The sequence below is a fragment of the Kordiimonas lipolytica genome, assembly GCF_042651265.1.
Taxonomy (GTDB): Bacteria; Pseudomonadota; Alphaproteobacteria; order Sphingomonadales; family Kordiimonadaceae; genus Kordiimonas; species Kordiimonas lipolytica.
In genome coordinates this window covers 396,282-414,467 of sequence record NZ_JBHSCR010000005.1, presented here as the reverse complement: position 1 = coordinate 414,467, position 18,186 = coordinate 396,282, and the positions used below count along the sequence as shown (strand labels likewise).

Below are 18,186 nucleotides of genomic sequence, written 5' to 3'. Positions count from 1 at the left end.
GTGACGGAAAACCGTCAAACTCAGAAACTTGGTGCCGCGAGCCAGATACTCGGTACGTTGCTCAGCGGCGATGGGAGGTATATATGTTTGGTAAGCGAAGAAGAAAACCCATTTTTGGGTCGTAGCAGCTATGCGCAAAACGCATAGCTAGAAAAAATTAGGGTGTCGGTTAACGAATGGCTTCGTTATTGGAATAAATAGTGCAGCATTGCTGACCAAAAAACTGTTTACTGACAGGTATTTAGCGGGGAGGATTTTCATGAAACTTAAGCATACGCTTGCGCTTGCGCTGTTAACCTTTGGCGGAAGCGCGCCGGCAATTTCTTTTGAAAAAACTGCAAATCTTAAAGAATTTAATGATTTTGACGTGCGCCTGATGGAAGCGAAAGACGCCAGAGACTATCAGAATCCCGTCTTTGACGACGCGCTTGAAGCCGGAAAATGGGAAGCACTTGTCTATCTGGGGCAAATAGGTGGCGAGGCGTGCGCGAAAATCGAACCGTATTTGTCTCACCGGAACAAAAAAGCCGTTGCAGCTGCGCGCAAGGGCGCTGCCTTCTGCTACGGGGATGCCCCTGTTGATGCCCTGATGTTGCATACGCAAGCCCTGCCATTCAAGGTAGGCGTGGACATGCTGCCTGTTGCCATGGGCTTCTCCGGCAACGCCGACCTGCGCATGATGCTGATTGAAATGGTGAACGCCATGCCGGCCACGCCGCCGAAGGTGGAGTTTGAAAACCAGGACAGGACGCTGCCGCTCTTCGGTCTGATGCAGTCCATCGTCTATGAGCGGCTCGCCCCATCGGCGCTACCGGGCCTTGATGTGCCGCACCTTTTGGCGCTGACAGCGGATGACGGTATTGGCTATCAGGCCGCTTATCTTCTGGGGCGCATACAGAATCTTGACGAACACTTGACGCTTGAGCAGGTAACGGCGGCTTTTGAAACCGCACCTTCGCCTGATGTCCGGCGAGCCCTCATCCGTGTAGCGCGCCAGTTTGGAAATGATGCGATGGGGCTGATCCTTGAAAGGGCGCTGCCGAAGGTGGAGCCGGACGCATCGGTTCGGATGGAAGCCATTAGGGCAACATCTGCATTGAGTGACGAGATCAGTGGCAACTTCCTTGTTAGCGTGTTGGTCGAAGGAACGGTCCATGAACGCCAGCTTGCGCTGAGTGCATTGGCGGCTCGACCCGGTTCAGCGCTGGGCGTGGGCTTTACTGACGAGGTGATTGCGGAAACTTTGCGCACTGCAACGGAGGACGAAAACCCCTGGATCGCCGTGACGGCGCTTCGGGGCCTCAATCTGCGCTCGCCCGAGGAAGGGCTGCGGATTGCCGAAGCGTGGTTCGCGGGCGACGACTATTATAAAGCTTTCTCCGCCATGGGGCTGTTGGCGCAGTCAGACGCGGGCAAGGCGATTCTCGAGGACTATGCAGCCGAAAACCCGGATACCATCCGCGGGCGCGAGGCCGCCATTGCGCTCGATCCATCGATCGAAGGCATCGAGAAACCGCGCAATACCCCAAGCTGGAGCAGCGTGCTTTCGTATCAGAGCCGCGAACTGAAGCTGGAGACAACGCGCGGCACCGTGTGCATCGCGCCGTCCTCACTGGCCCCTTATGCCGCCGCCAACTTCATGCTGCTTGCGGATGTGGGCAAGATGAACGGCATGCTGTGGCACCGGGTGATCCCGAACTTTGTGGCGCAGGCAGGCCAAAGCGAGGACCCGGAACTGGCGAACTGGGGCACCGTTCGCGATGAATGGGGCGGCCAGCATGTAAAGGGCAGCGTGGGCGTGGCTACGGCCGGGCGCGACACGGGCGGCACGCAGTTTTTCATCAATACAGCCTATAACCTGCATCTTGATGGCCGTTATACGGTGATGGGCAATGTCATCAGCGGCATGGACGCGGCCATGGCGCTTCAGGAAGGTGATGTGATCACGCGTGCGGAGACCGTGCGCGCGGGCCAGTGTAAATAATTCGGAAACAAAAAGACTTGTTCAACAGGTGCAGGGCAGCCCCAAGCCTGTTGAACGCTTTGTGATACATGAGGAAAAGTATACTGAGTGTAGCGAAGGACTTTTCTTCACATTCTACAGAATATTGCTTTCAGACCGGATCTGGCGAACCATGAAATCGCGGAACAGCGCCACCTTCAGGCTGCCCCGAAGCTCAGGCGCGTAGCAGTAATAGCTGTTGAACGGGTTACCCTCGACCTTTGGCAGCACGCGCACCAGCTTTTGCCGGTTGTGTACCAGATAGTCTGGCAGCACCGCGATGCCCATGCCTGCCTCCACGGCATGCAAAACACCATACAGGTTGTTGATCTGCAGGCGCGGGGTGCGCTCTTTCTTCGGGTTGCCCACGGTCAGTAGCCAATTGAGGCCCCGGATGGTGGGCACGTTTGAAATGCCGAAGGTGATCAGGTCGTGGTGGTCCAGGTCACTTGGTGTCACCGGTGTGCCCTTGGCGTCCAGATATTCGGGGCTTGCATAAATGTGGGCGTGGAAGGTGGCGAGTGGCCTCTGGATCAGGTCTGCCTGCTCGGGCTCGTGCAGGCGGATAGCCACGTCCGCTTCGCCGGCTGAGAGGTCAAGGTCCGCGTCATCCAGGATCAGCTTGATGTCGATATCCGGATATTCGGTCATGAACTGTTCAAGGTGCGGGGTTAGCCACACGGCACCGAAGGTTACCATGGTGGTCACGCGCAAAAGGCCAGACGGGCTTTCGCGGCTTTCCATCAGGCTGCGCTGGGTTTCCTCAAGCCTGAGCACCATCTCCCGCGCGGTGTTATAAAGTTCCTGTCCTTCCTGGGTCAGGACGAGGCCGCGGGCGTGGCGGGTGAACAGCGAGACATTCAGGCTTTCTTCGAGAGCCCGGATCTGGCGGCTGACGGCGGACTGGCTGCAGTTCAGGCGGATGCCCGCGTTGGTGAAGCTGCCGCTTTCCGCAACCGTGTGAAAAATTCTCAGTCTGTCCCAATCGAGCACGCTTCTCTCCAGATCAATCTGACTGCCCTAGCCGGTCATGACTATTTCACCACAGGGGCACAACCGCAAGCCCAAAGGCGCCAACTTGCCTGCTTGCTGTAACCTGTTGTTTTGCATACTATATGGCTACAAGAGCCAGAACCAAGCGAGACAGACTGTGGGCAACAAGGAAATCCTGCACGAGCTTACCAATGTTTTCAAGCGGAGCTACCCCGGCCTGACGGCTGAGGCGATCATCTGCTTCATGGTGGCTGCGAATGAGAAGGACCCCACGGTCGGCGATGTCGCTCGCGTGGTGGGGATGACCGAACCCATGGTCTATCAGCACCTGAGCACGCTTACATCTGCGGGGGCAGGGCTGATTGGCTTGGTGAACACGGGTGACGGCCGCAACCTCGTGCAGCTGACGCCGGAAGGACAGGAACTGGCCTCGTCCCTGAACCAGTCGGTTAGTTAACGCTTCAAGCGCGTTTTCCGGAAGTGACGTCCAACAAAAAAGGCGACCCTGAGGGGGCGCCTTTTTGGGTTTTGAATGCCTGCGCCTGCTATTCGGCAGCGGCGGCATGCTCAAGATTGGCGATATATTTTTCCGCCTCAAGTGCAGCCATACAGCCCATGCCTGCGGCCGTTACGGCCTGGCGGTAAATCTTGTCGGTCACGTCGCCTGCGGCATAAACGCCCGGGATGTCTGTTTCGGTGCTGTCTGGCTTCTTGATCAGATAACCTTCATCGTCCATCGGCAGCTGGCCTTTGAACAGCTCGGTTGAAGGCTTGTGGCCGATTGCGATAAACACGCCGTGCACGCTCAGCTCGCGCGTTTCGCCAGTCTTTACATTCTTCAGCCTTACGCCGGTGACGCCCAGTGGGTCTTCGTCGCCTAACACTTCGTCCAGCACGCTGTCCCAAGCCACGTCCACGTTCTCCGCCTTGAACAGGCGGTCCTGCAGGATTTTTTCACTGCGCAGTTCGTCGCGGCGGTGCACCAGCGTTACTTTGGAGCAGATGTTGGAAAGATACAGCGCTTCCTCAACAGCAGTGTTGCCGCCGCCGATCACGACAACTTCCTTGCCGCGGTAGAAGAAACCGTCACAGGTGGCACAGGCGGATACGCCGTAGCCATTGAATTTCTGTTCGCTTTCAAGGCCCAGCCATTTGGCCTGGGCACCTGTTGCGATCACAACCGTGTCTGCGGTGTAGACTGTGCCGCTGTCGCCCACGGCGCGCTTAGGGTTAGCCTTCAGGTCTACTTCTGTGATCAGGTCATAGATGATGTCGGTGCCGACATTTTCAGCCTGCTGGCGCATGGCTTCCATCAGCTCCGGGCCTTGAACGGCGTCGGCGAAGCCTGGATAGTTTTCCACGTCAGTCGTGATGGTCAGCTGGCCGCCAGCCTGCATGCCGGTGACAATGGTTGGGCTGACGTTGGCGCGGGCGGCATAGATGGCAGCCGTATAGCCGGCAGGACCCGACCCGATGATCAGCATTTTTGTGTGTTTGGTTTCAGCCATGAAAGGTCCCCTGATACTCTGGCGCCGGCGGCCCAGCCGCCAGCGAATAATAAAGCTTGTCCCTTACATAGAGACTTGTCCCGTCTTTGCCAAGATGCCTGATAGCCGCAAACAATGGATTGTTTCGATCAAACTGATCGGGCAAAACGAACAGTGGGTGACCTATTGCTTCAGGGGGCTAAATAGACCCTTTAGCTGCTGAACAGCATGATCCCCAAAATCCAGGCAAACACCAGTGGCACCAGGATATAAGCACCGGCAAGCACACCGGCCATGCCGAAAACGAAACCTGCAATGACCCACAAAAGGACCATGTTCAGGGCGAAAAAGGCGACAGCCGTGTCGCCGCCGATCTTGGCGTCTTTCAGAAGCGGGCCGATCAGGCTGAAGGCGAACAACAGTTTAACCCACAGGGGGCGTGGGGCGGTTTGAACGGTATCGGACATGGTATATCTCCAACTCATGAACTTCTGGGAGGGCAGATAGGCTTGCGGGGGCTCCAAGTCACTGCGGGGAATTGTCGCGGCCTGTGTCGCAGATGGAAACAATCATGAAAAATCCCTATGGTACTGGGCTTTAAAGCAAGCTAGCTTGGTGCCGGGCAAATGGTGGGACATGCTTTGATGCGGTTTTGGGCAATATTGTTGGGGATATGTCTGCTTGTCGGCATGGCGCCGGTTGGCCTGTTGTCGGTTGGTCAGGGCTGCGCGTGGGGCGAGGATGCCGCAGACGAGCCCCTGGGTATGACGGTGACCGACCTGGTGGACGGCTGGCGGCTTGTTCGCGGGCAACTGCCCCCGCCTGAGGAAGCAGCGAGCTTTTATGGCGATGCCGAACCGGTGCCCCTGCCGCACATCTGGGAGCGCGACTATGGCAGCGGGCCGGACGGCAGCTTTGGCGCGGCCACATATGTCCGCCATATATCATTGGCCGAACCCGCCAACCGATACGGCCTGAAAACCGGAAAACAGCGCACGGTTTACCGCCTTTATGCCGTTGTTCCCGCCGAGGAAGCAGGTGAGGCGCAGGTCTATGATTTGGGCGGTAACGGCCAGCCCGGCGAGCATGCGGAAGAAAATGCATTAGGCCGGCTTTTTTATGTCGACCTGCCTTTCGGTGCCAGGGACTTTTATCTGGTGGTTCAGGTGTCGAACCATATTTTCCCAAACGCAGGTTTTCTGTGGGAGCCGAAGATCGGGCCGAAGGAGGTTCTTTCAGACCTGCGAGGTGTTCAGATTGCCGCTTCCTTCTCTGTGACGGGCTTCTTTTTCGCAGTGGGTTTCATCACCATGTTGTTGTCCGCGTGGCACACAACCGGCCGCTATTATTATATCGGCGGCGGGATGCTGATCGTGATGGCGATCCGGACACTGCTGGTGGACAATTACATCTGGGTAATGTGGCCGGGGCTTGATCTTGAATGGGCCTTGCGGATCGAATATGTCGGCCTGTTGTCGCTTGCGCCTGCCTATTATTGGCTGGTGGTGGAACTGTACCCCAAGGAAAGCAGCCGCACTGTGATGATGGCGCTTTGGGCACTGTGTGGCCTTGCCATCGCGACAGCGCTTGTTGCGCCGCTTCCGGTGATGTTCCGCATGCGTGATCCGTATCTTTTGATCGCCTTCCTGGTGCTTGCCAAGATCCTTTATGTGTTCTGGGTGGCGAAGGGTAAAGCGCGTCCTGGTGCCAGATGGGCGCTTTGGGGCAGCGTGGTGGCCGCCTTTGGGGTCGCCCTTGATACTTACCTCTATATCCCGGTGCCGCGCACGTCGTTCGAAGCCGTGCCTTTTACTGCGCTTATCTTCACCTTCGTGCTGATGGGTCTTTTCACTGTGCGCTACCGGCAGGAGCAGGAAGAAAGGGCCTTCCTTTCGGCATGTCTAGAAAAAGCGAATATTGAGCTGAAGGACCGGGCTGAAAAGCTGGACCAGGCACAGGCGGAGGCTGCGGCGGCGCTTGATCTCAAGAACAGCTTCCTGTCGAACCTCAGCAACGAGATACAGACGCCGCTTAGGACGCTGGTGAGCTTTGCCAACCGCCTGACCGACGCAGGCAAAAGCGGGATCGGGGCTGATGAGCGCACGGAATATCTGCGGCTGATCCGCAGCAACAGCGCCAATCTTTCCAAACTGATGGAAGATGTGCTGAGCGTATCCGACCTGGAGACCGGAAGGTTTGTGCTGTCACCCGAACCCACAGACCCGAAGGATGTTGCAGACGATGTGCTGACTTTTGTCGAATCGGTGGCGCATGAAAAACATATTCTGATCGATCTGAAGTGCGAAAACACTGTGATGACGATCGACCCGCGCCTGATGCGCCAGGCCTTGATCAAGATCGTATCGAATGCCGTGAAATTCTCACCGGTCAATGGCGTTGTCACGGTGCGCGGCAGCAGGGCAGGCTCTGATTTTGTCTTTACCGTGATGGATACCGGCCCCGGCATGGAACCCGGGCAAATTCCAGCTGCCATGTCGCTTCTGGGGGGCGCTGACAAGTCCGGCAGGGCTGGTCTTGGTCTTGGGTTGCCACTTGTCGCCCGTTTTATGGAACTGGTCGGTGGCGGCATGCAGATTGACAGTATCCCTGACCTGGGGACCACAGTGACCCTCTCGTTCCCGGTTGCGCCGCCGGGCTCCAGACGCGCGGGTGGAGGCTAATCATTTTGGGGCGGCGGCAGATTGACGTTCGGGCGCTTGAGGCGCTCTGCACAGTTTCAACTGTGTCAATGCTGCAGCCTTCAATAGGAGTGACCCCGCCGTTCGTGTAGAAGCCCGCTGCGGTGACACGGCAGTGCAGGATTTTCTATTTGTCTCTACTCGAACGTCAGGCGGTAGGCCGTCACCCGGTGATCCCCTTCGCCCAGGTTGCGGGGCATGATCAAAAGTCCGGTGACATCGTCATAGTAAAAGTCCGAGGCATGAAAGGGCTGGTCCGAGATGGGGTAGGCCACACCGTCAGCCTTTAGCCGCCAAAGGCGCGGGTCATCCACCATGGACATCAGGAAGGCACTGCCGTCCCACGCCAGACCATCGATATCCTTCACGTCCGGCTGCCGGGTCACGGGGCCGTCTGCCAGAGGTGCGCCGGAAAAGCGGTTCCACAGCCGGATCTGCCAGCCACCGGACAAGAGGAGCTCGCCGTCCACAAACAGGCCGTTTACGAACCTGAGCGCCTCGTGGTCAACAATGAAGCGGGTCAGCTTGTCGCCGTCCAGCTTGTAGATGGTGCCTGTGCAGCTGCCGGACACAAAGACCGTGCCGTCTGCGGCCAGCGCCACGTCGTTGAGGCAAGGCTCTCTGTCAGGCGCGGGGTAGGTCGCGACAATGTCGCCTGTTTCCACATTCAGTGCCTTCAGGCTGTTGACGTCTGCGACATAAAGCAGTGTGCCGGAAAGCGCCAAGCCTGTGGGGCCATTGAGGCCTTCGATCCACTTGGCCTCAATCATCCGGCCGGACATGGACATGCGGCTGATATAGCCCTTGCCGTTGATGCCGTATCCCACAACATTGGAGGCATAGACATAGTTCCGCGCCTCATCCACGGCCACGGATTCGGGTTCGAAAAGCCCTTCGTTTATGCTCCAGATTTCACGGATATGGGCGGTTTCGGCGGCAAGTGGTGCGGCCCCGATGCTTACGGTTATAGCGGTGATTGCGGCAATCAATGCCTTATACATGGTTACACGTTTCCCCTAACTTCCTTCATCCCACCCTAGGGCGAAAGGGGGTGTCGCTGCAATCCCATTCTGGGACTATATCACTCCAGCACTGGGCTTGTTACGGCATCTTGGTCTCGCGGCTCCCTGTTGATTTTCGCCCTTATGTCGGATTTTGATAGCGCTTTCTATTGTCGCTTATTCCGTGTCTGGCGGCGCGATGGTCTGCGCAAGAAATAGCGACGGAATCAGCAAGTGCAGGGCATACAGCATGGCGGCCATAAACATCAGTCCCACATAGGTGATATCTTTGCCAAAAAACGCCATTACAATCAGATTGATGGTCAAAAGCAGCATGGTCAGGCGATAACCAAAGGCAAGCGCCTTGTGGCGGGCATGCATTTCCCATTCGTCCAGTTCCGGGCTGGGGCCGAGTAGTTCGATGCCGATGAGCCTCGATAGCGTCATCTTGCCACGGATGATGGAGCGTAACATGTTCATTTCATCGGTTGCGGCATAGCGAATATGGCTTGGTGCGAATGCTGGCAGGAACATTGCGATCAAAAGCAGGAAAGCGAAAGGCAGAGCGGCGAGTGCGAGCCAGCCACTGTTTGAATAGCCAGCGTCGAAAAGGGCAAAGCAGGTCCAGGATGGGGGCATGCCGATAACAACGGCCCAGGCCAGGAAAAGCCATATGCGGTTTTTCTTTGCAGGTTTGGGCGAGGCATCAGCCGGTCTCTCAAGATTGCTTGTTTCGTTCATGACTATTCCCCCTTCATCGAACGCAGTTGGCCAGACAGCGACGGGAAGGGCTCAAGCGAGAACAGCGTTTCTACCGGGACTTCGAAAAAGTCTGCCAGTTTCAGCGCCAGCTCCAGCGAGGCGTTATAGTCACCACGCTCCAGATACCCCACCGTCTGGAAGTTAACGCCCACGGCGTCGGCCAGTGCCTGACGGCTCAGCCCTCGCTCCGTGCGCAAGATTTTAATCCTGTTATGTACCTGGGTCATATTGTACCTAAAGAATATCTATTTGTTATATATATACAACAAAATGATAAGATATCAATATGGATTTCTGTGTGGCGATATGCGCTGTACTTCCGCGTCGGTTCATGGTCTGCTGGAATAAACGGAGGGAATGACATGAGACTTTTCTGGGTGGCAGCAGCATCTGTGGTGGCGATGACATCGGCGGCTTTTGGCTGCGCGAATTATGTGTTCGATGATCTCAAGGATCTGTGCGGCAAGGCGTTCGAGGGGCGTGTGGTGGAAGACAGCACGGGAAGCGACACATGGGCGCAAAACCGCCTCGTGATGCATATTCGGGATTGTTCAGATACTGAAATCAAAATCCCGCTGCATGTCGGGGGTGACCGCTCGCGTGTCTGGGTTATCACTAAGCTCGAGGGCGGCCACATGCAGTTGAAGCATGACCATCGGCACCGGGACGGTAGCGAAGACAGGGTTACCCAGTATGGCGGACGGACGCGGGTTATCGCCAGCGCGTCCAGCTTCGATTTCCCGGCCGATGATGCCTCGATTGAGAACTTCAATGAAAATGGCCTCGAGGCGTCTGTTATGAATGTTTGGCAGCTCAGGGTCGAAGAGGGGCGCAACACGTTTCATTATCGGCTGAGCCGCCCGGGCCGGTCGTTCGAAATTGTTTTCGACCTCACGAAACCAGTCGATGTGCCGCCGCCCGCGTGGGACCTGCAGCGTTAAAGCATTCCCATCAGCATATCCCACACTAGGCCCGCGTTGGTGCGGGTGGTCTTGCGTGCGTCCACTTGGCGGCCTCCAATCCAGGTGGCTTCCACCCTGATGTCTTCAATCCGCGCCGGGTCCACCGTCAGCGGGTTGGCGCTCATCAGCACCAGGTCTGCGGCTTTGCCCACTTCAAGTGACCCGCGCTCCCGGTCCAGCCCCAGTTGCCAGGCGGCATCGATGGTCATGGCGCGCAAGGCCTCAAGCGGCGTGAGCGCCTGATCGGGCGCAACCTGCGGCCCACTCCGGCGGGGTTGGCGCGTTATGGCGGCCTTGAATGTGCGCAAAGGCCCGATGGGCGTGGCCGGGTTGTCGCTATGCAGGCTGATCCTGAGGCCCGCGTCCAGCGCCGTGCGGGTGGGCATATAGCGCGCGGTGCGGGCCTCGCCCACCAATTCCGGCAGCCGGTGGCCATAGAAGGTCACATGATCGACAAAGAAGCCGGTGGTCATGCCCAGTCGTGCGGCGCGCTGAAGCTGCTCGCGTGATATCAGCGCATTATGCTCAAGCCTGTGGCGGTGGTCTGTGCGCGGGTAATCCGCCAGCACGCTTTCCACCACATCCAGCACGCGGCCAACCGCCCGTTCGCCCTGCACATGCACGGCAATCTGGTAGCCGCGCTTGTGGTAGGCCTCAAACACCTTGCGGAATGTCGATGTCTCATGGTTAAGCGCGCCCATATGGCCGGGCTCAAGATGCAGGCGCCCGGTCGTCAGGTCTGTGGTTTCATAGGGCTCGGCAAAGGCCGCGCCGCCCGCGTAAGGGGAGCCGTCCATCCAGAATTTTACACCGATGATTGCCCCCGGCGTTTGCGCGTCTTCCGGCCCGCCTGATGCCGGGATCTGGTGCGGCAGGCCATAGGTAACGGCCTGCACAGGTGCGTCCTTTGCCCCCGTCAGGCGCTTCATCAGGCCGGGCAGGTCATCGCCACTGCCCACAAGGCCTGCGGCGGCGATGGTGGTGAAACCCGCGCGGGCATAGGCCCCGAGTTGCAGGTTCACCAGCAGGTCATTCGCGCCCAAAGGCGGCTTGGGCGCGTTCGCGAACAGCGCCTTGATGGCGGAAACTTCCCGCACCACGCCGGTGAGCCTGCCGTTTTCATCCTTGATGAATTCACCGCCCATGGGGTTGGGGGTGGTTTCCGTGATGCCTGCGGCCCTGAGCGCGGCAGAATTGGCATAGGCGTCATGCATCATCTGGGTCAGGATCACCAGCGGCTTCTCAGGCGCGATGGCGTCGAGTTCCGCGGGTGTGGGGGCCGTCAGGTCATCCACCATCACCGGGTCCCACCCGAAGGCCATGATCCAGCCGTTTGCTGTGAAGCCGTCTGCTGCCTCCTCAAGCGCTGTCATGATGCTGGCGCGGGTTGAATGGGTGAAGCCGCTCACATCCACCGTGGCGCCGAACTGGGCGGTGGCCACTGGGTGGGTGTGGGGTTCAATGAGGCCCGGCAGAAGGGCGCGGCCCATCAGGTCGACGCGTGTGGCGGCGTCTGTCGCCTGCTCGGCCACACTGCCATAGTCACCCACGGCGACTATCCGGCCATCACGCACCAGAAGCGCATTGGCCGTGCCGCCCGTGACGGTAACAACATCCCCGCCGTAAAACAGCGTCTCATCATGCTGGGCCGGGGGTGCCAGCCAGATGTATGCCCCAAAGGCAATGATGATGACAGAGATTGCCGCGTTGCGGACAACCTTCATGAGACGTGACGATCCAGCCATAAAATTCCCCTTCTTCCCAGTGGTAAGAATAGGGCACCCAGGGCGTGCGGCAAAATAAAAGGGCCCCACAATCTGCGGGGCCCGTTGGAAGCGATGGCTTCTGGTGGCAGGCGTTAGTCAGCCACCGTCAGTGTGACCTCGATATTGCCGCGCGTGGCGTTCGAATAGGGGCACACCTGGTGGGCTGCATTCACCAGCGCCTGGGCTGCGTCCCGGTCCATCCCCGGCAGAACAACTTTAAGCGCGGCTTCAATGCCGAACCCACCGCTGATCGGGCCGATGCCAACACTTGAGTTGATCGAAACATCGGCAGGCAGGCTGATACCCTTTTTGCCAGCAGCGGCCTTCAGCGCGCCGATGAAGCAGGCGGCGTAACCGGCGGCGAAAAGCTGTTCCGGGTTGGTGCCCGGGCCATTGTCACCACCGAGGCCCTTGGGGGTGGAAAGCGTCACATCAAGCCTACCGTCGTCAGACTTGGCGGTGCCCGCCCGGCCGCCGGTGGCGGTGGCATGGGCGGTATAAAGGGTTTGGTCCAGTTTCATTCTAGTCTCCTAAAATATACACGATTAAATCGTGCACGATGTAAATGGCCGACAAAAGAACCGAAAGGAGCCAATTTTGAAAAGGACCATCGGTTCGGGGAAAGACCTGAGGCGTCAGCCGTTTGCCATCAGGTCACTGCGCAGGCGCACAAGCGTGTCCCTGAGCGTTGTTAACTCGTCCGGCGTGCAGCCGCTGGCCCCAAGGGCTTCGGCGGGCACGCTGGCGGCGTCCGCCTTCAGCGCCTTGCCCTGTGCCGTCAGGCTGACGCGGACCACGCGCTCGTCCTCCGCCGCACGCTTGCGCGTGAGTAAGCCGTGGGCTTCCAGGCGCTTCAGCAGCGGCGTCAGTGTCGCGCTATCCAGAAACAGCTTGTCGCCGATCTCGGATACGGTCAGGCCGTCCCGCTCCCACAGCACCATCATCACCAGATACTGTGGGTAGGTTAGGCCCAGCCGGTCCAGCATCGGGCGGTACATTTTCTTCAGCGCATTGGTCGCCGAATAAAGCGCGAAACACAGCTGGTCATCCAGCTTCAGCGAAAGCGCAGGCGCACCGGGCGCGTATGGTGGTTGGTTTTCCATAAACCTTATTTAATCGCGCACGATTTAATTTCAAGGGCAGGTGGTAATTTTTCAGTAAATCGCACGCAGGGCACTATCCGTCGAGGGGCGCTGGACGGGGTAGCGTGCGACGCTTAGCGTGAGGGTGAGGTTAGGGAGGGTAATATGATCAAGACATTTATGAATTTCAGCGTTGCGGCTGTGGCGCTCATTGGTGCAGTGCAGCCTGTGGCGGCGGAAGAGCCGCTTGCAAGCGTGCTGATGGACGAAACAGGCGGCTGCATGGAGGGCCCGGTGGCGCAGTTTGGTCGCTATATTGGCGATTGGGATATCGAAGACCAGACCCTGTCGCAGGACGATGGTGAAACCTGGCTGCCCGGCAACGGTGCGCGCTGGAACTTCACCTGTGTGGGCAATGGTATTGCGGTACAGGACTTCTGGATGCCGAACGGCAAGGCAGGCGGGCCTGCGCCCGGCGTGGGCACCAACCTGCGCATCTATGACGCCACGAGCGGCCAGTGGGAAATCGCCTGGACGGCAACCCGGTCACCCGGCTTTGCCCATATTCAGGCGAAGATGGACGAGGGCGGCAATATCATCATGCATTGGGCCAGCCCTGTGCAGGACCCGCCCCGGCGCATTACCTTTTATCCGCCTACGGACGAAGGCTGGGATTGGCTGATGGAAATGTCTTTCGATGGCGGCGAAAGCTGGACCGGCGTTTACAAAATCAAGGCCACGCCGCGGCAGTAGGTCTTTACCCAAAGCTCTTTTGAAACGCCTGCTTGCCGGTGGGTGTGAACACCACTTCGCGGCTGTCGGCTTTGCGTTTGGCCCAGCCGCTTGCGTACATATGATCGAGAAGGGCAGCGCCTAGGCTGCCCGCCAGATGGGTGCGGCGTTCGCTCCAGTCCAGGCAGGCTTTGCACATGGGCCTGCGCGAGTTTTCAAGCGCGTCGAGCCGGAGGCCGAGGCCCGTGACAAAATCCCGCCCTGCCGTCGTCAGCGCCGGTTCGCCCGCCTCTTCGTGCAGATGCCCGCGTTTCAGCAGGCTCTCGTAAAGCCTGATGCCCATGTCCCCCGCCAGATGGTCATAGCACACCCGCGCGTGCCTCATGGCCGGGTCCTTCGGGCCGGGACGGTTGCGCACATGCCCCGCACGCATGGCCACGCCCATCAGGCTTTCCAGCAGATGCGCCACGTCTGTGTCCGCCAACTGATAGTATCGGTGCCGCCCCTGCTTGCGGATGGTCAGCAAGCCGCCTGCCTCCAGTTTGCCAAGGTGGCTTGAGGCCGTCTGTTTCGTGACGCCCGCTTCTGCTGCCAGCTCAGTCGCCGTCAGTGCCATGCCGCCCATGAGTGCGGTGAGCATGTTGGCGCGGGCCGGGTCCCCGATCAGGGAGGCGATGTGGGCGATGTCTGGTCCGTCTTTCATAGTTCGATCTTAATCGAAACAAGGGTGCGCGGCAATCGGCTAAAGCGTGTGCAGCAACCAACTTTGTATGGAGGAAACCATGACCATTATGTGCTGCATCAAATACACGCTCGACCCCTTCAAGCGGACCGAATTTGAGGACTATGCCAAAAACTGGGCGGAGATCATCCCGCGCTGTGGCGGCGATCTGATCGGCTATTTCATGCCGCATGAGGGCACGGACAATATCGCCCTGGGGCTGATCTGCTTTGACAGCCTCGCGGACTATGAAGCCTACCGCGCGCGCCTGCGTGATGATGAAGGCGGGGCCGCGAATTTTGCCATGGCGCAGCGGGAGCGCTTCATCCTATCGGAAGAACGCACCTTCCTGCGCGCGGCCAATGGAAGCGAGATGCTGCGCTTCTTCAGCACAAGGGACAAGCTGGCATGATTGCCGTGATCTTTGAGCTTGAGCCCAAGGAAGGTCAGGAGGGTGCCTATTTCGATACCGCGGTAACGCTCGCGCCGATGCTCGAAGGCATCGACGGGTTTATCTCTGTCGAGCGGTTTGAAAGCCTGAAGGTGCCAGGGAAGTTTCTGTCGCTCAGCTTCTGGCGCGATGAGGCGGCGGTGCAAGCGTGGCGAAACCTGGAAGCCCACAGGGCCGGACAGGCGCGCGGGCGCGGTGAGATATTCCGGGATTACCGCCTGCGTGTGGCCCACGTGATGCGGGACTATGGCCTGAAGGACCGCATGCAAGCACCCGCAGATTCCCGCACGGCGCACACTTAGCCTCTAAATGAATAGCCCTGGCATAAAGCAGCCAGGGCTTCCCGTCAGCTCGCTCGCTCATTTGCGGCCAACCGCCGCCCACCCTGCGTTTCAGGCTGTTTCTTCGATGCATCCCTTTAGGGAATAATTAAGAATAATCATGCTACAGGTTGCATGGGATTGGGGGGTGCAAGGACGCACCCAATGAATGCTTTTCGCTTTGTAACATCTTTCTTATCCGGCCTTTCTGTTGGCCAGAAACTCATCGGCGGCATGCTGGTGGGCTTTGGCCTTGTGCTTGGTGTTCTGATATTTTCCTCGGAACGCGTAACCGGACAGCTTGTCCAGACCGCGCAGTTGCGGGAACTTGGCACGCTTGCAGATGGCCTGAACAGCCAGATCGAACAGGAAACCATGCGGGCGCAGGCCATGGCGCAGATGCTGGCCGACTCGCCCCCCGTCAAGGCAGCTTTTGCGGCCCGGGACAGGGCCCTGCTCGAAAGCCTGACATTGCCGGGTTTTGCGGAACTCAAGGAAAGCTTCGGCGCCCGCCAGGTGCAGTTCCACACCGCGCCGGCGACATCGTTCCTTAGGGTGCACAGGCCGGAAAAATTTGGCGACGATCTGTCAGGCTTTCGCCATAGCGTGGTAGCGGCCAATGAGACCGGGAAGGCCCAGCTTGGGCCGGAAGCAGGTGTGGCTGGCCTTGGCATCCGTGCCGTTCTACCCATGTTTTTTGAAGGCCAGCAAACCGGCTCTGTTGAAGTGGGGCTGTCCCTTGGGCAGGCTTTTGTCGATGAATTCGCGCGTGCAGACGGCGTGGAGCTGGCTATCTATCAGATACTGGAGAAGCAGTTGAAGTTGCTTGGGGAAAGCGCCGCCGCCAAAACTGATTTTGAGGCATCGACATTGCTGTCTCGCATCGGCGGCGACACATTGCTGCCAGCCTATGAGCATCAGGGCAAGCCCTATGCCGCAATGATGCAGGTCATTGAGGATTTTGCCGGGAAGCCGGCGGCGATAGCCGTGGTTCAGCTGGACCAGAGCGCCTATCAGGCCCAGGTATCCAACAGCCGGGAAAGCCTGATTGTTGCAACCCTTATGACTGTGGCTGTTGGCGCGCTTCTTATTGTATTTGTCCTGTTCAGCATTCTGCGGCCCATTCAGCGGACAACCGCAACCGTGAACGAGCTTGCGGACGGCAATTACGATATCAAGGTTGGGTATCTGGAGCGGAAGGATGAGATTGGTTCCCTTGCGGGCGCTCTTTCCATATTCCAGGCCAATATCATTGAGCGTGAAAAGCTCGAGCAGAAGATCGCCCAGGAAAAAGAAGAGGCCTTGAGGCAGGAAGCCGAAAGGGAAGCTGCTGAGCAGGCGCGCCTGGAACAAGAGCGGCAGGATAAGGAAGCTGCAAGGGCCCGCGCGGAACAGGAACGTGTTCGCATGCTGCAGGCGCTTGCCGATGATTTCGAGGCTTCGGTCAAGGTTATGATTGACGAAGTGGTTGACACCGTTGGCGCCTGTTCTTCCAAAACCCAGGAGCTCAGGTCAAAGATTGATGAAGCATCCGGGCTGATGAATACGGTAAGCGATGCATCCGTCAAGGCGTCGTCCGATGTCGGCTCTGTCGCCTCTGGCACGGAAGAACTTTCAACGTCTGTTTCTGAGATTGCACAGCAGGTTACACGGTCGCATGAAGTGACATCGTCGGCACAAAGCCTGGCGCAGTCGGCGCGAACCGATATCGAAGGGCTGGAAAGCGCGACGCTTCAGATCAACGCTGTGATCAACCTCATCAATGACATTGCCGAACAGACCAACCTTCTGGCCCTGAACGCCACGATTGAGGCGGCACGTGCGGGTGAGGCCGGCCGGGGCTTCGCAGTTGTTGCGAATGAGGTGAAGGCCCTTGCGGACCAGACACGCAAGGCTACGCAGGAAATCAGGGACCCTATTGAGGCCCTTCAGAAGTCTTCGGATGTGGTTGTTGAAAGTATGACACGGATTATGTCGGCGATTGATGAAGCAAGCGAGACTTCCGGGTCCATCTCTGCGGCTGTGGAGGAACAAAACGCCGCCACGCAGGAAATTGCCCGCGCGGCCCAGTCTGCAGCCGATGCCACATCGCTGGCAAGCGGGTCGGTTGACGGGGCGCTGTCTGCCCTTGAACAGAATGTCGGCTATGCTGTTGACCTGAGCGACGCAGCCAAGCTGCTGGACAAGGTGGCAAACGACATGAGCGGCAAAGTGGACGCGTTCCTGCAAACGGTCAGGTCTTCCGCACATTAATAGCAAAGCCTGGCAAAAAAAACGAAAAGCCCCGACCGCAATAGTCGGGGCTTTCTTTTTAGGTCATCAAATGCCTGCGCGTGCAGGCGCCTGATTAGAGATTTTCAGCGTTTTTCGACAGATAGTCAGCAACGCCAGCAGCGTCAGCTTTCATGCCTTCGTCGCCTTTGTTCCAGCCAGCCGGGCATACTTCGCCGTGCTCTTCGTGGAATTGCAGCGCTTCAACCAGACGAACGAATTCGTCTACGTTACGGCCAAGCGGCAGGTTGTTCACAGTCTGGTGCCAAACGAGGCCGTCTTTACCGATCAGGAAAGTGCCGCGCAGCGCGATGCCGGCGTCCTCGATCAGAACGTCATAGTCGCGGGCGATTTGCTTGGTCACGTCAGCAACCATTGGGAAATCAACTGGGCCCAGGCCGCCTTCTTTGGTTGGCGTGTTGCGCCATGCAACGTGGCTGAACTGGCTGTCGATGGAGCAAGCCACAACTTTCACGCCAAGTTCCTTGAACTTTTTCATGCGGTTGTGAAAGGCCAGGATTTCAGAAGGACATACGAACGTGAAGTCCAGTGGGTAGAAGAACAGCAGACCATAGTCGCCGCCCAGATATTCCTTCAGGTTGAAGTTTTCGTTGATGGAACCGTCTTCCATGACTGCGACGGAAGTGAAGTCCGGTGCTTGTTTACCTGCGAGAACGGCCATGTGCCCCTCCTTGAATATGGGTGATAAATGTTCAAATCTCATGCGCGCGCGGTGTGAAGCATGCCTGATGGGGCGTAGAATCACCCCCGCGCTGGTGCGCCATACTTTATGCTTCTGAGAAGGATTTGCAACCTCGCGTTATCGATTTCTGTAATCGAATAAAACGATTTATTACTTTTGAAATAAAAGCCTTATCCGTTTACCGGATTCAGTGTCTCCGTGCAAGGATATTGTCTGCCCCGATACCGGGGCTGG

General features: G+C 58.1%; 19 protein-coding genes. 8 read left to right on the top strand and 11 right to left on the bottom strand.

Features of this window, described 5'->3' with window-relative positions:
• Window positions 1-259 precede the first annotated feature (259 nt).
• The gene (locus tag ACFO5Q_RS09600) at window positions 260-1,984 is read left to right on the top strand and encodes a peptidylprolyl isomerase (protein WP_068151551.1); all 1,725 of its coding nucleotides are present in this window, start codon (window positions 260-262) and stop codon (window positions 1,982-1,984) included.
• 114 nt (window positions 1,985-2,098) lie between these two features.
• Here ACFO5Q_RS09600 and ACFO5Q_RS09595 read toward each other — a convergent pair whose 3' ends face one another.
• Window positions 2,099-2,995 carry a LysR family transcriptional regulator gene (locus ACFO5Q_RS09595; RefSeq protein WP_068151552.1) on the bottom strand — a complete coding sequence of 299 codons (897 nt, stop codon included), beginning with the start codon at window positions 2,993-2,995 and terminating at the stop codon, window positions 2,099-2,101.
• Between the two features lie 37 nt (window positions 2,996-3,032).
• Here ACFO5Q_RS09595 and ACFO5Q_RS09590 point away from each other — a divergent pair, with 37 nt between their 5' ends.
• Window positions 3,033-3,452: a MarR family winged helix-turn-helix transcriptional regulator gene (locus ACFO5Q_RS09590; RefSeq protein WP_197421257.1), complete on the top strand. Its 420-nt coding sequence runs from the start codon at window positions 3,033-3,035 to the stop codon at window positions 3,450-3,452.
• Window positions 3,453-3,540: 88 nt separating this feature from the next.
• Here the strand turns inward: ACFO5Q_RS09590 and trxB are convergent, their stop codons facing one another.
• Window positions 3,541-4,503 (bottom strand): thioredoxin-disulfide reductase, encoded by a 963-nt coding sequence (gene trxB / locus ACFO5Q_RS09585; protein WP_068151557.1) that lies wholly within the window; start codon window positions 4,501-4,503, stop codon window positions 3,541-3,543.
• 191 nt (window positions 4,504-4,694) lie between these two features.
• The gene (locus ACFO5Q_RS09580) at window positions 4,695-4,949 is read right to left on the bottom strand and encodes a hypothetical protein (protein WP_068151560.1); all 255 of its coding nucleotides are present in this window, start codon (window positions 4,947-4,949) and stop codon (window positions 4,695-4,697) included.
• Between the two features lie 177 nt (window positions 4,950-5,126).
• Between ACFO5Q_RS09580 and ACFO5Q_RS09575 the strand changes: the two genes are divergently transcribed.
• Complete coding sequence (locus ACFO5Q_RS09575; protein WP_197421259.1) at window positions 5,127-7,163, top strand: sensor histidine kinase; 2,037 nt, start codon at window positions 5,127-5,129, stop codon at window positions 7,161-7,163.
• 155 nt (window positions 7,164-7,318) lie between these two features.
• Here the strand turns inward: ACFO5Q_RS09575 and ACFO5Q_RS09570 are convergent, their stop codons facing one another.
• From ACFO5Q_RS09570 to ACFO5Q_RS09560, 3 genes are all read right to left on the bottom strand, one after another.
• Complete coding sequence (locus ACFO5Q_RS09570; protein ID WP_068151568.1) at window positions 7,319-8,182, bottom strand: SMP-30/gluconolactonase/LRE family protein; 864 nt, start codon at window positions 8,180-8,182, stop codon at window positions 7,319-7,321.
• A 177-nt stretch (window positions 8,183-8,359) separates the two neighbouring features.
• Window positions 8,360-8,923 (bottom strand): hypothetical protein, encoded by a 564-nt coding sequence (locus ACFO5Q_RS09565; protein WP_068151570.1) that lies wholly within the window; start codon window positions 8,921-8,923, stop codon window positions 8,360-8,362.
• A 2-nt stretch (window positions 8,924-8,925) separates the two neighbouring features.
• On the bottom strand, window positions 8,926-9,171 hold the full coding sequence (locus tag ACFO5Q_RS09560) for a helix-turn-helix transcriptional regulator (protein ID WP_068151572.1): 246 nt from the start codon (window positions 9,169-9,171) through the stop codon (window positions 8,926-8,928).
• A gap of 135 nt (window positions 9,172-9,306) precedes the next feature.
• Between ACFO5Q_RS09560 and ACFO5Q_RS09555 the strand changes: the two genes are divergently transcribed.
• Entirely contained in the window at window positions 9,307-9,885 is a 579-nt protein-coding gene (locus tag ACFO5Q_RS09555; protein WP_068151574.1) for a hypothetical protein, read from the top strand.
• Here ACFO5Q_RS09555 and ACFO5Q_RS09550 read toward each other — a convergent pair.
• From ACFO5Q_RS09550 to ACFO5Q_RS09540, 3 genes are all read right to left on the bottom strand, one after another.
• Window positions 9,882-11,651, bottom strand: a complete 1,770-nt coding sequence (locus ACFO5Q_RS09550) for an amidohydrolase (protein WP_082720043.1) — start codon at window positions 11,649-11,651, stop codon at window positions 9,882-9,884. The two genes, ACFO5Q_RS09555 and ACFO5Q_RS09550, sit on opposite strands and share 4 nt — an antisense overlap.
• A gap of 113 nt (window positions 11,652-11,764) precedes the next feature.
• Window positions 11,765-12,193 (bottom strand): organic hydroperoxide resistance protein, encoded by a 429-nt coding sequence (locus tag ACFO5Q_RS09545; RefSeq protein WP_068151578.1) that lies wholly within the window; start codon window positions 12,191-12,193, stop codon window positions 11,765-11,767.
• Between the two features lie 114 nt (window positions 12,194-12,307).
• Entirely contained in the window at window positions 12,308-12,775 is a 468-nt protein-coding gene (locus tag ACFO5Q_RS09540) for a MarR family winged helix-turn-helix transcriptional regulator (RefSeq protein WP_068151580.1), read from the bottom strand.
• A gap of 144 nt (window positions 12,776-12,919) precedes the next feature.
• Here ACFO5Q_RS09540 and ACFO5Q_RS09535 point away from each other — a divergent pair, with 144 nt between their 5' ends.
• The gene (locus ACFO5Q_RS09535) at window positions 12,920-13,507 is read left to right on the top strand and encodes a hypothetical protein (RefSeq protein WP_068151583.1); all 588 of its coding nucleotides are present in this window, start codon (window positions 12,920-12,922) and stop codon (window positions 13,505-13,507) included.
• A gap of 4 nt (window positions 13,508-13,511) precedes the next feature.
• On the opposite strand, the gene ACFO5Q_RS09530 is transcribed toward ACFO5Q_RS09535, so the two are convergent.
• Complete coding sequence (locus tag ACFO5Q_RS09530; RefSeq protein ID WP_068151586.1) at window positions 13,512-14,189, bottom strand: winged helix-turn-helix domain-containing protein; 678 nt, start codon at window positions 14,187-14,189, stop codon at window positions 13,512-13,514.
• Window positions 14,190-14,268: 79 nt separating this feature from the next.
• Between ACFO5Q_RS09530 and ACFO5Q_RS09525 the strand changes: the two genes are divergently transcribed.
• The 3 genes from ACFO5Q_RS09525 (at window position 14,269) to ACFO5Q_RS09515 (ending at window position 17,231) form a co-directional block, all read left to right on the top strand.
• Window positions 14,269-14,619 (top strand): NIPSNAP family protein, encoded by a 351-nt coding sequence (locus ACFO5Q_RS09525; RefSeq protein ID WP_068151589.1) that lies wholly within the window; start codon window positions 14,269-14,271, stop codon window positions 14,617-14,619.
• Window positions 14,616-14,960: an antibiotic biosynthesis monooxygenase family protein gene (locus tag ACFO5Q_RS09520; RefSeq protein ID WP_068151592.1), complete on the top strand. Its 345-nt coding sequence runs from the start codon at window positions 14,616-14,618 to the stop codon at window positions 14,958-14,960. The genes ACFO5Q_RS09525 and ACFO5Q_RS09520 overlap by 4 nt, the downstream gene beginning before the upstream one ends.
• Window positions 14,961-15,143: 183 nt before the next feature.
• Window positions 15,144-17,231, top strand: a complete 2,088-nt coding sequence (locus ACFO5Q_RS09515; protein ID WP_068151598.1) for a methyl-accepting chemotaxis protein — start codon at window positions 15,144-15,146, stop codon at window positions 17,229-17,231.
• 94 nt (window positions 17,232-17,325) lie between these two features.
• Here ACFO5Q_RS09515 and ACFO5Q_RS09510 read toward each other — a convergent pair whose 3' ends face one another.
• Window positions 17,326-17,931 (bottom strand): peroxiredoxin, encoded by a 606-nt coding sequence (locus ACFO5Q_RS09510; protein ID WP_068151600.1) that lies wholly within the window; start codon window positions 17,929-17,931, stop codon window positions 17,326-17,328.
• Window positions 17,932-18,186 lie beyond the last annotated feature (255 nt).

What these genes read in the sequence shown, in the direction of transcription:
- ACFO5Q_RS09600 (WP_068151551.1), top strand. Translation starts at nt 260, where the DNA reads ATGAAACTTAAGCATACGCTTGCGCTTGCGCTGTTAACCTTTGGCGGA.
- ACFO5Q_RS09590 (WP_197421257.1), top strand. Translation starts at nt 3,033, where the DNA reads ATGACTATTTCACCACAGGGGCACAACCGCAAGCCCAAAGGCGCCAAC.
- trxB (WP_068151557.1), bottom strand. Translation starts at nt 4,503, where the DNA reads ATGGCTGAAACCAAACACACAAAAATGCTGATCATCGGGTCGGGTCCT.
- ACFO5Q_RS09580 (WP_068151560.1), bottom strand. Translation starts at nt 4,949, where the DNA reads ATGTCCGATACCGTTCAAACCGCCCCACGCCCCCTGTGGGTTAAACTG.
- ACFO5Q_RS09575 (WP_197421259.1), top strand. Translation starts at nt 5,127, where the DNA reads ATGCGGTTTTGGGCAATATTGTTGGGGATATGTCTGCTTGTCGGCATG.
- ACFO5Q_RS09570 (WP_068151568.1), bottom strand. Translation starts at nt 8,182, where the DNA reads ATGTATAAGGCATTGATTGCCGCAATCACCGCTATAACCGTAAGCATC.
- ACFO5Q_RS09565 (WP_068151570.1), bottom strand. Translation starts at nt 8,923, where the DNA reads ATGAACGAAACAAGCAATCTTGAGAGACCGGCTGATGCCTCGCCCAAA.
- ACFO5Q_RS09560 (WP_068151572.1), bottom strand. Translation starts at nt 9,171, where the DNA reads ATGACCCAGGTACATAACAGGATTAAAATCTTGCGCACGGAGCGAGGG.
- ACFO5Q_RS09555 (WP_068151574.1), top strand. Translation starts at nt 9,307, where the DNA reads ATGAGACTTTTCTGGGTGGCAGCAGCATCTGTGGTGGCGATGACATCG.
- ACFO5Q_RS09550 (WP_082720043.1), bottom strand. Translation starts at nt 11,651, where the DNA reads ATGGCTGGATCGTCACGTCTCATGAAGGTTGTCCGCAACGCGGCAATC.
- ACFO5Q_RS09545 (WP_068151578.1), bottom strand. Translation starts at nt 12,193, where the DNA reads ATGAAACTGGACCAAACCCTTTATACCGCCCATGCCACCGCCACCGGC.
- ACFO5Q_RS09540 (WP_068151580.1), bottom strand. Translation starts at nt 12,775, where the DNA reads ATGGAAAACCAACCACCATACGCGCCCGGTGCGCCTGCGCTTTCGCTG.
- ACFO5Q_RS09535 (WP_068151583.1), top strand. Translation starts at nt 12,920, where the DNA reads ATGATCAAGACATTTATGAATTTCAGCGTTGCGGCTGTGGCGCTCATT.
- ACFO5Q_RS09530 (WP_068151586.1), bottom strand. Translation starts at nt 14,189, where the DNA reads ATGAAAGACGGACCAGACATCGCCCACATCGCCTCCCTGATCGGGGAC.
- ACFO5Q_RS09525 (WP_068151589.1), top strand. Translation starts at nt 14,269, where the DNA reads ATGACCATTATGTGCTGCATCAAATACACGCTCGACCCCTTCAAGCGG.
- ACFO5Q_RS09520 (WP_068151592.1), top strand. Translation starts at nt 14,616, where the DNA reads ATGATTGCCGTGATCTTTGAGCTTGAGCCCAAGGAAGGTCAGGAGGGT.
- ACFO5Q_RS09515 (WP_068151598.1), top strand. Translation starts at nt 15,144, where the DNA reads ATGAATGCTTTTCGCTTTGTAACATCTTTCTTATCCGGCCTTTCTGTT.
- ACFO5Q_RS09510 (WP_068151600.1), bottom strand. Translation starts at nt 17,931, where the DNA reads ATGGCCGTTCTCGCAGGTAAACAAGCACCGGACTTCACTTCCGTCGCA.